The sequence below is a fragment of the Agromyces capsici genome (assembly GCF_058349965.1).
Genome location: NZ_JBYRET010000001.1, coordinates 1763814 through 1777554, shown reverse-complemented (window position 1 = coordinate 1777554; position 13741 = coordinate 1763814). Strand labels below are relative to the sequence as shown.

The following is a 13741-nucleotide window of genomic DNA, read 5'->3' as shown; positions in this document are numbered from 1 at the left end:
CCATGCCCAGCACGAGCCCAGCGCAGATCGAGCGTCACCGCTCCCCCGGCGCCGCGCCGCTCGACGGACCGTGCGACGTCGGCAACCTCGACGTGCTCGATCCGGACTGCCCGAGCCGTATCGTGTTCGGACGCATCGGCGAGCGCTGGTCGATGTTCGTCATCCTCGCACTGGCCGGTGGCACGATGCGCTTCACGCAGCTGCGGGCGAAGGTCGGGGTCGTGACCCCGAAGGTGCTCACCGAGACGCTGCGCGCCCTCGAGGCCGACGGACTTGTCGAACGGCGCGCCTACGCCGACTCGCCGCCCCGGGTCGAGTACTCGCTCAGTCCCCTCGGCCGCTCGCTGCTCGCGCCGATCCAGGCCATGCGGAGCTGGGCGGAGGTGCACGTGCCCGAGGTGCTGGAGTCCCGCGAGCGGCACCGCGCCGCGGCGGATGAGGCGATGCTCGCCGGAGTTTGCTGAGCCTGCCGCATCGCAGCACTTCCGCGTTTCTTCACGTCGCGTCGCGACGATCGCGCCACTGAATCGTGCGAATGCGGGTGCCTGGGCGGAACTTCCGCAATCCTTCCGTTTGCGACATCCGCTCGCTCATGTGAGCATGAGGCATGGTCACCGCCGATCGCACCCGTCCCACGGCCCTCGCCGCCGCGTACGCCGCGGCGCCCGCACGAGCGCTCGGACCGGTCGGCGTCGTCGGCGCCCCACCCGAGCCCGCGCCCGACGAGGTCGACGCGCTCACGCTCGGCCGCCGCATCCGCGAGCGCCGCGTCGCCGCCGGCCTGACCCTCGGCGAACTCGCCGCCGCGATCGACCGCGCGCCGAGCCAGGTGTCGGCGATCGAGAACGGCAAGCGAGAGCCGCGCCTCTCGATGCTCCGCACGATCGCGCTCGCCCTGGGCACGACGGCCGACGAGCTGCTGCGCCCCGACCCGCCGTCGGAGCGCGCCGCGCTCGAGATCGCGGTCGAGCGCGCGCAGCGCGGACCGGTGTTCGCCGCACTCGGGCTGCCGTCGTTCCGGGTCGCGAAGGGCATGACCGACCAGACCCTGCAGACGATCCTCGCCCTGCACAACGAGATCGACCGGCTGCACCGCGAGCGCGCCGCGACGCCCGAGGAGGCGCGACGCGCGAACGCGCTGCTGCGCGCCGAGATGCGCGCCCGCGACAACTTCTACCCCGAGCTCGAGGCGAAGGCGGCCGAGCTGCTCGAAGCCGTCGGCCACTCCGGCGGTCCGGTCTCGCACCAGCTCGTCGCCGACATGGCGAGCCACCTCGGCTACTCGCTGCACTACGTCGGCGACCTGCCCAACTCGACGCGCTCGGTCACCGACAAGCACAACGGCCGCATCTACCTGCCGACGCAGCAGTCCCCGTCGCGGGACTCGCGCTCGCCGATCCTGCAGGCGCTCGCGTCGCACCTGCTCGGCCACGAGGAGCCCGCGAACTACGGCGACTTCCTGCGCCAGCGCATCGAGACGAACTACCTCACGGCCGCCATCCTGCTGCCCGAGCAGGCCGCGGTGCGCTACCTCACCGAGGCGAAGAACCTGCGCCGCATCTCGATGGAGGAGCTGCGCGACCACTTCGCCGTCTCGTACGAGACCGCCGCGCACCGGTTCACGAACCTCGCGACGGCGAGGCTCGACATCCCCGTGCACTTCATGAAGGTGCACGAGTCGGGCACGATCATCAAGGCGTACGAGAACGACTCGGTGCGCTTCCCGTCCGACGCGCTCGGCGCCGTCGAGGGCACGATCGTGTGCCGCAACTGGACGGCCCGCACGGTGTTCGACGTCGAGGACCGCTTCAGCCCCTGGTACCAGTACACCGACACGACCTCGGGCACGTTCTGGTGCACCTCCCGCATCGAGAAGGCCAAGGAGGGCGAGTACTCGGTGTCGGTCGGCGTGCCGTTCGAGCACGTGAAGTGGTTCCGCGGTCGGGAGACACCGCACCGTGCGGTGTCGCGCTGCCCCGACGAGTCGTGCTGCCGGCGCCCGCCGTCGACGCTGTCCGAGAAGTGGGCGGATGCCTCGTGGCCGGCCGCGCGCACCCCCACATCGCTGCTCGCGGCGCTGCCGACCGGCACGTTCCCGGGCGTCGACCAGACCGAGGTGTACCAGTTCCTCGAGGCGCACGCGCCGCGCCCCTGACCGCCACGCGAGCCGCACCCCTGGCGACCGCTGCGCCAGTTGGGCGTGCTCTGCACCGCGCGAGTCGGCGCAGAGCCCGCGGAAGTGGCGCGCAGGCGCTCGGCGCGGGCCGCGCGAAGTGGCGCGCAGGCGCTCAGGTCCCCTCGGATGCCGCGAGCTCGCGGAACCACGCGAGGCCGGCGCGGTGCGCCATCACGCCGTAGTCGAGCGTTGCGCGCTGGTATCGGAACACCGCCCGGTACCCCTCGGGCACGGCGGTCGCCTGCGCGTCGAGCCGGTCGGCGAAGACCTCGAGCTGGGCGAGTTCGCGCTCGACCTCCGCGATGATGTGGTCGAGGATGTCGCGGCGCTCCCCCGCGTCCTCGACCAGGCCGAGCAGGAACAGCCGCGAGAGGGCCGCGACCTCGAGGTCTCCGCCGGTGAGCGGCGACCGGATCCAGGCGTGGAACGCCTGCATCCCGCCATCCGTGATCGCGTAGATCTTCTTGTTCCGCCCACCCTCGGTCGCCTCGCGGACCGTCACGTGATCGGCGGCGAGCAGCCCCCGCAACGCGCTCTGCAGGCTCCCGAAGCTCGCGCGATAGAAGAGCGACGGCCCCTGCTCGAACTGCTTGTTCAGCGAGTACAGGGTCTGCGGCCCGAGCAGCATGAGCAGTCCGAGGATGACGTGCCCCACCTCGCACCCGCCCTTCCGTGATCCCCGGGCGCCCTCTTGCCGCGCCGGGATCTCCGCACTATGTTACGAATCGTGATATCTCGCTTCGCGATATCACGATCAGGGATGAGGGGATTCTCGCAGATGACCGCGGCCACCGAGTTCGCCACGCGCCTGGATCGCCACCTCGCCCGCGTGACCGGGCGTCGCGGGCAGCTGGGCGCTCCGCAGGTCGCGGTCGAGGCGCCCGACCTCGGCATCGCGTACCGATCGGGCGGAGGGCGGCGGTTCCACGTCGCGAGCGTCGGCAAGCTGTTCACCGCGACACTCGTGGCCCAGCTCGTCGAGGCGGGCACGCTCGGGTTCGACGCGCCCGTGAGCGGACTGCTGCCCCGCGACGAGCTCGAGGGCCTCTTCGACACGACCGGCGGCACGGATGTCGCGGCCGGGGCGACCCTCGAGCACCTCCTCACGCACACTGCGGGCGTGGCCGACTACTTCGAGGGGCCCGTGACCGGTGGACCGCGTTTCCGCGACCTGATCGTCGACGAGCCCGACACCCTCTGGACGCCGGCGACGCTGCTCGCGTTCAGTCGCGACCGCCAGCGGCCGGTCGGCCGGCCCGGCGAGCGCTTCGCCTACTCCGACACGGGCTACATCCTCCTCGGCCGGATCTTGGAGGAGACGTCGCACCGGGAGTTCCACGAACTGCTGCACTCCCGGATCTTCGAGCCGCTCGGCATGCGCGACAGCTCGCTGCTGTTCCACTCGAACCCGGCGAACGTCGAGGGCGCGACGGATCTCGCACCGCTCTGGATCGGCCGCCACGAGCTCAGCCGTGCGCGCAGCCTGAGCTGCGATTGGGCCGGCGGCGGGATCGTGAGCACCCCCGACGACCTCATCGCGTTCGGTGCCGCCCTGCATCGCGGTCGCCTCCTGTCGCCCGGGACCGTCGCCCATCTCGCCCAACCGCGGAGCCGCTTCCGCCCCGGCATCCACTACGGCGCGGGCATGATGCAGGTGCGCTTCGACGGCCTCTCGCCGTTCCTCCGGGGGATGCCGCGCCCCATCGGGCACATCGGCGTGCTCGGCACGCACCTCTTCCACGACCCGGTCCACGATGCCGAGATCGTGCTGGACTTCGGTTCGACGCGCGAGATGGTGCGCAGCTTCCGCACGCTCATCGAGATCGAGCGGCTGCTTGCGCGCGTGAGCGGTCGATGACGGATGGCGCCGCGCCGGCGCCGGCGCCGCGCGTCAGTGGATGACGAGCGTGCCGACGGGCGCGCCGTCGCGGTCCATGAGCTCGTGCTCGGCCGGCCCGTCGAGGTCGAGCTGCGGGATCGCCCCCGCCCAGTAGCGCAGGATGCGGCCGACCTCGGCGGCTGCGGTGTCGTCGGGAAGGGCGTCCAGGTCGATCGAGATCCGCAGCTCCATACCCGCACCCTGCCACGATCGGGCGCCGGCGTCACCCCTCATACGCGCCGGCGTCGGCGTCACCCCGAGTGCGTCCCGGCGTCGGCGCGCCGGACGAGCGACGGGAGCGAAGCGCCCCGTCAGCCCGCACGGTAGCCGCGCACCGCGTGCACCGCGAACGACTCGGGGTACGACGCCGCCTCTGGCGGGTGCGGCGGGAATGCGAACACGTCGAGCATGAGCTGCATCGGGTACTGGGGCGACTGCGCGACGCGCTTGCGCACGAGCCCGTCGATGGAGAACACCACCTCGTCGGGACGCCAGTCGATCGCGTAGCGGTGCGGCTCGCGCACATCGCCGTGCAGGCGGACCTGCTCGAAGTCGTCGGCGATCGCCGGGTCGCGGAACGGGTGCACGCCCATGCCCACGAGCGCGCTGCCGTCGTCGGCGATGTCGCGGCCGAAGACCTCGAAGACGCAGATCTCGGCCGACTGCGCCGGTTCCTCCTCGATGCCGATCAGCCAGAGCGCCGCCATCGCGTGCTCGTCGAGGCCGTCGATCGCGGCGACCACCTCGACGCGGCCGAAGTGGGGGGTGTACAGCCGACGATCGGGCTGCGCCTCGCGCACGACGAGCCCGTCGCGGAACGGATGCTGGCCGGCACCGGAGCCCACTGGCCCCGACCGCACGGCGGTCTGCAGGTTCGACACCTGCGTGGCGCCGTCGTACTCGACCGACCAGGCCGGTTGGTCGGCGTCGACCCGAAGGCGCAGCACGCCGTCGCCGACGTCGTACCGCGCGCGCGTGCGCTCGCGGCTCGACCACTGCGGGAGGTAGTGGGGAAGCCACTGGGCGGGGTCGAGGTCGGGGCCGGAGAAGTCGGCGTCGAACTCGAGCAGGTCGGGCGCGGGCGGCGGCACGGGCGGGGCGGGCGGCATGACGACGATGCTCCCGCGACCCGCCGACATCACGATCGCGACCTCCGGGGCACGACCTCCGGAACGCGACATCCCGCGTCTTGTTGTCCACGTGTGCAATATGGGGCATGATGGGAGCACCGACCGACTTGGAGTGATCCCCCGTGGGAACGACCGTCTACGAGCGCCGCCGCCCCGCGGCATCCGTCATCGAGCACAGCCTCGCCACGACACGGCAGTCCGTGTTCTGGATCGACGACCTGCCCGAGGAGGCCAGGCGACCGCGGCCGCGCCTCGAGGGTGCGCACGTCGCCGACCTCGCGATCGTCGGCGGCGGCTACACCGGGCTCTGGACAGCGGTGCTCGCGAAGCTGCGCGACCCCGACCTGCGGGTCGTCCTCGTCGAGGCGAAGCAGGTCGGCTGGGCGGCATCGGGTCGCAACGGCGGGTTCTGCGAGGCGAGCCTGACGCACGGTCGCGAGAACGGCCTGGCGCGCTGGCCCGACGAGATGGACGAACTCGACCGGCTCGGCCTCGCGAACCTCGACGCGATCGAGGCGAGCGAGGCCGAACTCGGGATCGACTTCGAGTTCGAGCGCAACGGCTCGCTCGACATCGCCGTCGAACCGCACCAGGTCGAATGGCTGCACGAGGCCGCGGCGGAGGCCGCGAGCCGCGGCGACGACTCGGTGAAGCTGCTCGACGAGCACCGGCTGCGTGCTGAGGTCCACTCCCCCGCGTACCTCGGCGCCGTCTGGAACACGCGCAGCAGCGCCATCCTGCACCCGGCGAGGCTCACCGCCGAGCTCGCCCGCGTCGCCGAGGAGGCGGGCGTCGAGGTCTTCGAGCGCTCGCCGGTGACGCGCCTCGACACCCCGGGATCGACCGGCGCAGTGCAGCTCGTCACCGAGCACGGCCGCGTCGACGCGACGCGCGCGGTGCTCGCGACCAACGTGTTTCCATCACTGCTCAAGCGCAACCGGTTCATGACGGTGCCCGTCTACGACTACGTGCTCGTCACCGAGCCGCTCACCGACGAGCAGCGCGCCTCGATCGGCTGGGCGAACCGGCAGGGCGTCGGCGACCTGGCCAACCAGTTCCACTACTCGCGCCTCACGCGCGACGGCCGCATCCTCTACGGCGGGTACGACGCGATCTACCACGCGGGCGGCCGCATCCGCGAGCGCTACGAGCACCGGCCGCAGAGCTTCGCGAAGCTCGCGAGCCACTTCTTCACCACCTACCCGCAGCTCGAGGGGCTGCAGTTCAGCCACAAGTGGGCCGGCGCGATCGACACGTCGACGCAGTTCACGGCGTTCACCGGGCTCGCCCGCGACGGACGAGTCGCCTACGCCTCGGGCTTCACCGGGCTCGGCGTCGCCTCCACGCGATTCATGGCCGAGACCATGCTCGACCGGCTCGCCGGTCTCGACACCGAACGGACGATCCTCGAGATGGTGCAGACGCGCCCGCTCCCGTTCCCGCCCGAGCCCGCGGCATCCCTCGGCATCAACCTCACCCGCTGGTCGCTCGACCGCGCCGACCACCACCAGGGTCGACGGAACCTGCTGCTGCGCACGCTCGACGCGCTCGGCCTCGGGTTCGACTCGTGAGCGCGACCGAGGGCGCCATCGGCAGCGCGACCGGCGCCGACGGCGGAACGCTCGCCCGGCTCGTCGCGGGGGCGGTGACGGATGTCGCGGCCCTCCCGCTCGCACACGAGCCCGTGCCGCGGGAGCAGGTCGTGGCCGGCACGCCGACCACCGGCCACGCTCCGCTCGACGAGCCGGGCGATGCGATGCGTTCGGCGGAACTGGGCGTGTGGGAGATGACACCGGGCGCGATGCGCGACACCGAGGTCGACGAGGTGTTCGTCGTGATGACGGGGCGCGCGACGGTCGAGTTCGTCGACCCCGCCCTCCCCGCGATCGAGCTCGGGCCCGGCTCGCTCGTGCGGCTCGACGCCGGCATGCAGACGGTGTGGACGGTGCACGAGACGCTGCGCAAGCTGTACGTGGCGCCGTAGTCGCGCGCCGCGCCATCCGTCGCCCCGCCCGCCCTGGGCTCACGCCGAGAGGTCGGCGTCGCGGTCGGCGGGCACCGTGATCGCGGCGACCTCCTCCAGCCGCGGATGGCGCTCGTCGCCGTGGTCGACGACTCCGGTGTGCCACGTCAGCCGCAGGCCGTCGGGCCCGTCCTGCAGGAGCGCGAGGTTGTTGTCGAACCACGGGCCCTTCACCGTGTGCCACTGGAACGGCGCGTCGGGCACGGTGACCGAGCGGGCTGCGGCCGCACCGACCGGCGTCGCCACGCCGTACGACATGACGACCGCGAACCAGCGCAGGAAGCGCGGAAGGGGGTTGCGCACGGGCGAGCACACGGCCTGCAGGATGCGGCCGCCGTGCTCGCGCTCGACCTCGGCGAGGTAGGAATAGTGCACGTCCCCCGACAGGAACAGCACGTTCTGCGGTGCCGGCCCACGGGCGCCGTCGGCGAGCTCGGCCACCATCCGCGCGACCGCCTGGAACGTGTTCTCCCAGGCCGCCCAATGCTCGAGGTCGACCGCCTGACGCAGCCGCTCCCCCACCCGGGCCGCGAAGCGACCCCAACCGCCCTGCGAGATCGCCTCATCCCAGGCCTCGACGTGGTGCAGGCCCATGGGCAGCAGGAACGGCAGCGACGTCGCGACGAGCACGTTGCGGGGCCCGCCCTGCAGCTGCGCGTCGAGCCAGGCGAGCTCGTCGCGGTCGAGCAGTCCCCGGGCGTCGGGGTCGAGATCGCGCGCGGCGCGCGAGTCGACGACGATGAGCCGCACATCGTCGAGGTCGCGGGCGTAGCTCCAGCGCACGCTCGCCGGGTCGCGGTCGGCCCGGTCGGCGAACGCGTCGAGCGCGTCGCTGAGGTCGAGCTCGTCGCCGTCGTCGCCGCCGTCGCCGTCGCCGTGCGCGTGCGCGTGCGCCACGACCCGCTGCCACAGCTCGTCGTCGGCGCGCTCGCGCGGCGACAGGTTGCCGAGGTGCTGGTACACCCAGTACGAGCCGAGCCCGGCGACGATGCGGCCGTGCCACCACGACGTCGCCTCCATCTCCCGCTTCCAGTCGAGCGAGGCGTTCCAGTCGTCGCGCACGTCGTGGTCGTCGAAGATCATCGCGGTCGGCACGGTCGAGAGCAGCCAGCGGTTCGCGGGGTCCGACCAGGCGAGCTGGTAGAGGTGCGCGTACTCCTCGTAGTCCTTGAGTTCCTTGCCGGGTTCCTCGCGGATGTCGCGGCGGCTCCGGATGAACTCCTGCATCTCCTTCGACGTCAGGTCGGCGTACACCTGGTCGCCGAGGAAGAGCAGCAGGTCGGGACGCTCCTGGCCGCCCGCCGCCACCGCGAGCGCGAACGCGCGCATGGCGTCGACGCCGTGCGTGCGGTTGCCGTGCGCGTCGTGCGGCACGCTCGTGCGGCACGACCCGTACGCGAGGCACAGCGGCCGGCCGGGCGTGCGGGTCGCGACCCGCGACACCGGGTACGGCGTGCCGGGTTCGGGCCAGACGCGCTCGCCGTCGATCGCCACCTCGTAGCGGAGCTCGGTCGCGGGCGGGAGGCCGTCGAGCTCGACGAGGGCGTAGTGGTGGCCGTGCACGCCGAAGGTGCGCGCGCCCCATTCGCGTCCGCCGGCGCGGACGACCACGCGACCGGCGGCGCGGGTCTCGACCCAGATGCTCGCGGAGGCCTCGTCGACGTACCGCAGCATCGGTCCCAGCACGAGCGCCGATCCACCCATGAAGCCGTTCTATCGCGTCGGCCCGCGCGGTGCCACGGGTTGCGCCGGACAGGTCGGCCCGGCACCGCCGCGCGGGGCACTCAGGCGACGGATGCCGCGGGGCCGTCGGTCGCGGCGTGCGACGTGTCCGCCGCGGCCTCCGCCGCCGTCGGCGTCGGATCGACCGGGTCGATGCGGAACGCCTGCATGAAGCGGTCGAGCGCGTCGGACTCGCCCGCGAGGATCGAGACCGAGCGGGCGTCGGCTCGTCCCGCGAGCAGGTCGCGGAACTCCGCGGGTTCGAGCGCGAGCTCGAGCGTCGCCTCGAACGCCGGCTCGGGCGTCGTGCGCCGCGGCTGCGGCACGGCTCCGGCCCCGATGGGCACGACCTCGAGCGCGCCGCCGACGACGGTCGCCGCGACGGAGGCCTCGGCCACGTGCAGCACGTACTCGGTCGGCGGCATGCCGAGCGCGGCATCCGCTCGGAACGCCGCGCGCAGCGCGATCGTGACGCCCTCGCGCGTGACGAGCTCGCCGTCGCCCGGGTCGCCGAGCGACGACCAGCCCCAGCGCTCGAGTGCGAGCACGGCGGGTGCCAGTCCGCGGCCGAGCGCGGTGAGCTCGTAGCCCCCGCGCACGGTCGGCACGCGGCGGACGACGCCCGCCTCCTGCAGCTCCTTGAGCCGGTCGGCCAGGATGTTCGTCGGGATGCGCGGCAGCCCCGCCTTCAGGTCGCCGTACCGGCGCGGGCCGACGAGCAGGTCGCGGACGATGAGCAGCGCCCATCGCTCCCCGACCCGCTCGATCGCCCGGGCCACGCCGTCGTACTGGCCGAAGCCGCGCGCGGCGCGCGTCGCCATGGCGGCGGCCTGGTCAGGCCGTCGCGCCCGGCGCGCCGGCGCCCTGCTGCGCCATGTAGGCCTCGGGACCCATCTCGGCGGCGGCGGGCTCCATGTACAGGTAGCCCAGGATGTTGCCGTCCGGGTCCTCGAGGTCGCGCGAGTACATGAAGCCGTAGTCCTGGGCCGGTCGCGGCTCGGTGCCGCCCGCCGCGAGCGCCTTGACGAGCATCTCGTCGACGGCCTCGCGCGACTCGCAGGTGAGCGACACGGCCATCTGGGCGTGGGTCTTCGTGTCGATGATCTGCTTGTCGGTGAAGGTGCCGAGGAACTCGCGCGTGAGCACCATGAAGTACAGGTTGTCGTCGAGCACGACGCACGCGGCGTTCTCGTCGGTGAAGTTCGGGTTGATGCGGTAGCCGAGCGCCTCGTAGAACGCCTTGGAGCGGTCGAGGTCGGTCGTGGGGAAGTTCACGAAGATGCTGGTCGCGGTCATGGTGTCCTCCGGTGGTGGAAGTCTCGGATGGTGCCTGATGCGCCTAGCTTGCTCTTTGCAAGTGCACTTGTCAATAGCAAGTGAACGAGGGGCGCCGACGACCCGTCAGCGGCCCCCGCCGCGCCGCACGAGCAGCGCCAGGTGCAGCGCCGTGAGCGTCTCGCCGTCGTCGAGGTCGGCGTCGAGCAGGTCGCCGATGAGCGCGAGCCGCTGGTAGAACACCGATCGCGAGAGGTGGCTCGCCTGCGCCGCGGCCGTGCGGTTGCCGGGGTGGGCGAGCATCGCGCCGAGCACGTCGAGCAGGTCGCCGCCGCGGGCGAGGTCGTGCTCGATGAGCGGCGCGAGCATGCGCTCCCCCAGTTCCTGCAGGCGGTGGTCGTCGCGCAGCGACGTCACGAGCCGCACCAGCGGTCGGTCCTGCGAGCGGCGCACGACGAGCCCCCGGGCCTGACGCGGCAGCGGCGTGCGCGCGAGGTCGAGCGCCTCCTGCACCGAGACGAGCAGGCCGTCGAGGTCGTGCGCGGTCGCGCCGATCGCGAGCGCGAGGCGCGCGGCATCCGTCGTCGCCGGCGTGGTCGCGGCGATCGCATTCGCGAATCCGCGCGCGGCCGCGTCGTCGAACCGCGTGCCGACCGGCAGCGACAGCAGCACGACCCGGGCGGACGCCGGTGCGTCGCCTGCCTGCGGACGCGCCTCGAGCGCCCGGCCGCCGAGGGCACGCGCCGACTCGTCGGCCGCGCCGTCGCGGGTCGCCCCGGTCGCGACGAGGCCGTAGAGGTCGGCGCCGGCCAGCGGCAGCCCCGCCGCCTCGAGACGCGCGGCCGCACCGCCTGCCGACCCGAACCGCCCCGTGAGCAGGTGCTCGACGAGCCGCTGCCGGCCGATGCGGGCCCACGTGTCGTCGTCGCCGTCGGCGAGGCGCCCCAGTGCGAGCGCGATGGCCCCCTGCTCGAGCACGCTCGTGCGACCTGCGGCGTGCGGCGGCCCGGGCAGTGCGATGAGGTGACCCCAGCGGATGCCGCGGGCCTCGACGGGCACGATGAGCCACGCGTCCTGGCCGGCGCCGACGCTCGACCCCGCGCGACGGTGCGCGTCGCGCGAGCGCAGCTGCCATCCGGCGAGGAGCTGTTCCTCGGCGTCGGGCGGCAGGTCGGCCGCGACCACCTCGTGCGCGAGGCTCTCGAGCACGACGGGCGCGGCGAGCGTCTGCGCGAGCTGCTGCACGATGTGGTCGGCGGGCGCGCCGCGCAGCGCGAGCGCGGTGAAGCGCTCGCGCACCTCGTCGCGGGCGTGCAGCGCGGCCGTCTGCTCGGAGATGATCCGGCGGTGCACCGCCTCGGTGAGCGCGACGAACTTCACCTCGCGGTGCAGTGCCGCGAGCGCGAGGCCGTGCTCGGCCGCGGCGTCGACGACGACCGCCGGCACGTAGCGGTAGTGCGCGCCGAGCTCGATCACGAGCCCGGCGATCCCGGCCTCGACGAACCCCGCGAGGAGCGTACGGAGGTCAGCCGGTTCCTCCGGCCAACCCGACCCGGTCGAGAGCAGCAGCTCGCCGCCGTTCAGCAACCGGGCGACTCCCGCGCTGTCGGAGACGTGCAGCCACCGCACGCGCGCGTCGAGCGCCGAACCGCCCACGAGCACCTCGGGGACGCCCGCGGCCACCGCCTCGAGGGCGAGGATCTCACCGACGGTCGGCAGGCTGTCGTCGGCTGCGGCGCTCCCCGCACCGTTGGCCGGACGATCCGTCCGGATATCGGACGCTTCGCGACGATCTGGCACGGGAGCCGCCTCGCTCTCTCTGTAAGACTGGGGAAACGCAAGCCTAGACGATGCCGGTCGATCTGTCCGGATCCAGTATCGGGCCGCACCGCACACCCCACCGAAGGACTGCAATGAGCCTCACTGACACCGCCACCCCGCCCGCCGCGACCGCCGACGTGGCGCAGATCGGCCACTGGATCGACGGCGCGCTGCGCGCCTCGACGTCCGGGCGGACCGCTCCCGTCTACAACCCGGCGACCGGCGCCGTGCAGGCGGAGGTCGCCCTGGCCGACCAGGCCGAGATCGACGAGGCGATCGCCTCCGCCCAGCGCGGGTTCGAGGTGTGGAGCGGTTTCTCGATCGCGAAGCGCCAGAGTGTGCTGTTCGCGTTCCGCGAGCTGCTCAACGCCCGCAAGGGCGAGCTGGCCGAGATCATCACCGCCGAGCACGGGAAGGTGCGCTCCGACGCGATGGGCGAGATCCTCCGCGGCCAGGAGGTCGTGGAACTCGCCACCGGGTTCCCCCACCTGGTCAAGGGCGCCTTCTCCGAGAACGCGTCGACCGGCGTGGACGTGTACTCGCTCAAGCAGCCGCTGGGCGTGGTCGGCGTGATCAGCCCGTTCAACTTCCCCGCGATGGTGCCGATGTGGTTCTTCCCCATCGCGATCGCCGCGGGCAACGCCGTGGTGCTCAAGCCGTCCGAGAAGGACCCGTCGGCTGCGCTGTGGATGGCTGAGCTGTGGAAGCAGGCCGGCCTGCCCGACGGGGTGTTCACGGTCCTCCAGGGTGACAAGCTCGCCGTCGACGGCCTGCTGACCTCGCCGGTGGTGCAGTCGATCTCGTTCGTCGGCTCGACGCCGATCGCGCAGTACATCTACGAGACCGCGTCCAAGCACGGCAAGCGGGTGCAGGCCCTCGGCGGGGCGAAGAACCACATGCTCGTGCTGCCCGACGCCGACCTCGACCTCGTCGCCGACTCGGCCGTCAACGCCGGCTACGGCGCCGCGGGCGAGCGCTGCATGGCCATCAGCGTCGTGCTGGCCGTCGAGCCCGTCGCCGACGACCTCATCGCGAAGATCTCCGACCGCATCGCCAGGCTGAAGATCGGCAACGGCGCCGGCATCGACGGCGTCGAGCCCGACATGGGCCCGCTGATCACCGACGTGCACCGCGACAAGGTCGCCTCCTACGTCGACATCGCCGAGGCCGACGGTGCCACCGTCGTCGTCGACGGCCGCGGCTTCACGGTCGACGGCCACGAGGACGGCTTCTTCTTCGGCCCCACCCTGCTCGACCGCGTGCCCACCACGAGCCGCGCGTACACCGAGGAGATCTTCGGACCGGTGCTCTCGGTCGTGCGCGTCGGCTCGTACGACGAGGGCCTGGACCTCATCAACTCGGGTCAGTTCGGCAACGGCACCGCGATCTTCACCAACGACGGCGGCGCCGCACGGCGCTTCCAGAACGAGGTCGAGGTCGGCATGATCGGCATCAACGTGCCCATCCCCGTGCCGGTCGCCTACCACTCGTTCGGCGGCTGGAAGAAGTCGCTGTTCGGCGACGCCAAGGCCTACGGCGTGCACGGCTTCGACTTCTTCACCCGCGAGAAGGCCGTCACCAGCCGCTGGCTCGACCCCGCCACCCACGGCGGCATCAACCTCGGCTTCCCCCAGAACCACTGACCCTCAGCCCCCACGTCCACAATTCAGGAGCGCACGGGGTGCGCCCTGTGCGGAATTCAGGAAGCGCGTGCA

The 13741-nt window shown here is 72.5% G+C and carries 13 protein-coding genes; 6 read left to right on the top strand and 7 right to left on the bottom strand.

The window, feature by feature from the left end; genetic code table 11:
- Positions 1-2 precede the first annotated feature (2 nt).
- Positions 3-464 carry a winged helix-turn-helix transcriptional regulator gene (locus AC3RKB_RS08425; RefSeq protein ID WP_491435641.1) on the top strand — a complete coding sequence of 154 codons (462 nt, stop codon included), beginning with the start codon at positions 3-5 and terminating at the stop codon, positions 462-464.
- A gap of 143 nt (positions 465-607) precedes the next feature.
- On the top strand, positions 608-2155 hold the full coding sequence (locus AC3RKB_RS08420) for a helix-turn-helix domain-containing protein (protein ID WP_491435640.1): 1548 nt from the start codon (positions 608-610) through the stop codon (positions 2153-2155).
- Between the two features lie 133 nt (positions 2156-2288).
- Here AC3RKB_RS08420 and AC3RKB_RS08415 read toward each other — a convergent pair whose 3' ends face one another.
- Positions 2289-2831, bottom strand: coding sequence for a helix-turn-helix transcriptional regulator (locus tag AC3RKB_RS08415; protein WP_491435639.1), 543 nt, complete (start codon positions 2829-2831; stop codon positions 2289-2291).
- Positions 2832-2954: 123 nt separating this feature from the next.
- Between AC3RKB_RS08415 and AC3RKB_RS08410 the strand changes: the two genes are divergently transcribed.
- Positions 2955-4034, top strand: coding sequence for a serine hydrolase domain-containing protein (locus AC3RKB_RS08410; protein WP_491435638.1), 1080 nt, complete (start codon positions 2955-2957; stop codon positions 4032-4034).
- 33 nt (positions 4035-4067) lie between these two features.
- Here the strand turns inward: AC3RKB_RS08410 and AC3RKB_RS08405 are convergent, their stop codons facing one another.
- Together AC3RKB_RS08405 and AC3RKB_RS08400 are read right to left on the bottom strand one after the other, a co-directional pair.
- A complete protein-coding gene (locus AC3RKB_RS08405; protein ID WP_491435637.1) occupies positions 4068-4247 on the bottom strand; it encodes a hypothetical protein in 180 nt (59 codons plus the stop codon).
- A 119-nt stretch (positions 4248-4366) separates the two neighbouring features.
- On the bottom strand, positions 4367-5236 hold the full coding sequence (locus AC3RKB_RS08400) for a glycoside hydrolase family 16 protein (RefSeq protein WP_491435636.1): 870 nt from the start codon (positions 5234-5236) through the stop codon (positions 4367-4369).
- 71 nt (positions 5237-5307) lie between these two features.
- Between AC3RKB_RS08400 and AC3RKB_RS08395 the strand changes: the two genes are divergently transcribed.
- Positions 5308-6756 (top strand): NAD(P)/FAD-dependent oxidoreductase, encoded by a 1449-nt coding sequence (locus tag AC3RKB_RS08395; RefSeq protein ID WP_491435635.1) that lies wholly within the window; start codon positions 5308-5310, stop codon positions 6754-6756.
- Positions 6753-7169, top strand: a complete 417-nt coding sequence (locus tag AC3RKB_RS08390) for a cupin domain-containing protein (protein WP_491435634.1) — start codon at positions 6753-6755, stop codon at positions 7167-7169. Before AC3RKB_RS08395 ends, AC3RKB_RS08390 begins: the two co-directional genes overlap by 4 nt.
- 39 nt (positions 7170-7208) lie before the next feature.
- Here the strand turns inward: AC3RKB_RS08390 and AC3RKB_RS08385 are convergent, their stop codons facing one another.
- The 4 genes from AC3RKB_RS08385 to AC3RKB_RS08370 form a co-directional block, all read right to left on the bottom strand.
- Positions 7209-8912, bottom strand: coding sequence for an alkaline phosphatase D family protein (locus AC3RKB_RS08385; protein ID WP_491435633.1), 1704 nt, complete (start codon positions 8910-8912; stop codon positions 7209-7211).
- Between the two features lie 80 nt (positions 8913-8992).
- Positions 8993-9751, bottom strand: a complete 759-nt coding sequence (locus AC3RKB_RS08380; RefSeq protein WP_491435632.1) for a winged helix-turn-helix transcriptional regulator — start codon at positions 9749-9751, stop codon at positions 8993-8995.
- Between the two features lie 13 nt (positions 9752-9764).
- Positions 9765-10226, bottom strand: coding sequence for a VOC family protein (locus AC3RKB_RS08375; RefSeq protein WP_491435631.1), 462 nt, complete (start codon positions 10224-10226; stop codon positions 9765-9767).
- A gap of 105 nt (positions 10227-10331) precedes the next feature.
- A complete protein-coding gene (locus AC3RKB_RS08370) occupies positions 10332-12005 on the bottom strand; it encodes a PucR family transcriptional regulator (RefSeq protein WP_491435630.1) in 1674 nt (557 codons plus the stop codon).
- A gap of 113 nt (positions 12006-12118) precedes the next feature.
- On the opposite strand from AC3RKB_RS08370, the gene AC3RKB_RS08365 reads away from it, so the two are divergent.
- Positions 12119-13669, top strand: a complete 1551-nt coding sequence (locus AC3RKB_RS08365; protein WP_491435629.1) for a CoA-acylating methylmalonate-semialdehyde dehydrogenase — start codon at positions 12119-12121, stop codon at positions 13667-13669.
- Positions 13670-13741 lie beyond the last annotated feature (72 nt).

Coding starts and splice junctions, on each gene's coding strand:
- AC3RKB_RS08375 (WP_491435631.1), bottom strand. CDS start 10,226: ATGACCGCGACCAGCATCTTCGTGAACTTCCCCACGACCGACCTCGAC.
- AC3RKB_RS08410 (WP_491435638.1), top strand. CDS start 2,955: ATGACCGCGGCCACCGAGTTCGCCACGCGCCTGGATCGCCACCTCGCC.
- AC3RKB_RS08380 (WP_491435632.1), bottom strand. CDS start 9,751: ATGGCGACGCGCGCCGCGCGCGGCTTCGGCCAGTACGACGGCGTGGCC.
- AC3RKB_RS08405 (WP_491435637.1), bottom strand. CDS start 4,247: ATGGAGCTGCGGATCTCGATCGACCTGGACGCCCTTCCCGACGACACC.
- AC3RKB_RS08400 (WP_491435636.1), bottom strand. CDS start 5,236: ATGTCGCGTTCCGGAGGTCGTGCCCCGGAGGTCGCGATCGTGATGTCG.
- AC3RKB_RS08385 (WP_491435633.1), bottom strand. CDS start 8,912: ATGGGTGGATCGGCGCTCGTGCTGGGACCGATGCTGCGGTACGTCGAC.
- AC3RKB_RS08365 (WP_491435629.1), top strand. CDS start 12,119: ATGAGCCTCACTGACACCGCCACCCCGCCCGCCGCGACCGCCGACGTG.
- AC3RKB_RS08425 (WP_491435641.1), top strand. CDS start 3: ATGCCCAGCACGAGCCCAGCGCAGATCGAGCGTCACCGCTCCCCCGGC.
- AC3RKB_RS08420 (WP_491435640.1), top strand. CDS start 608: ATGGTCACCGCCGATCGCACCCGTCCCACGGCCCTCGCCGCCGCGTAC.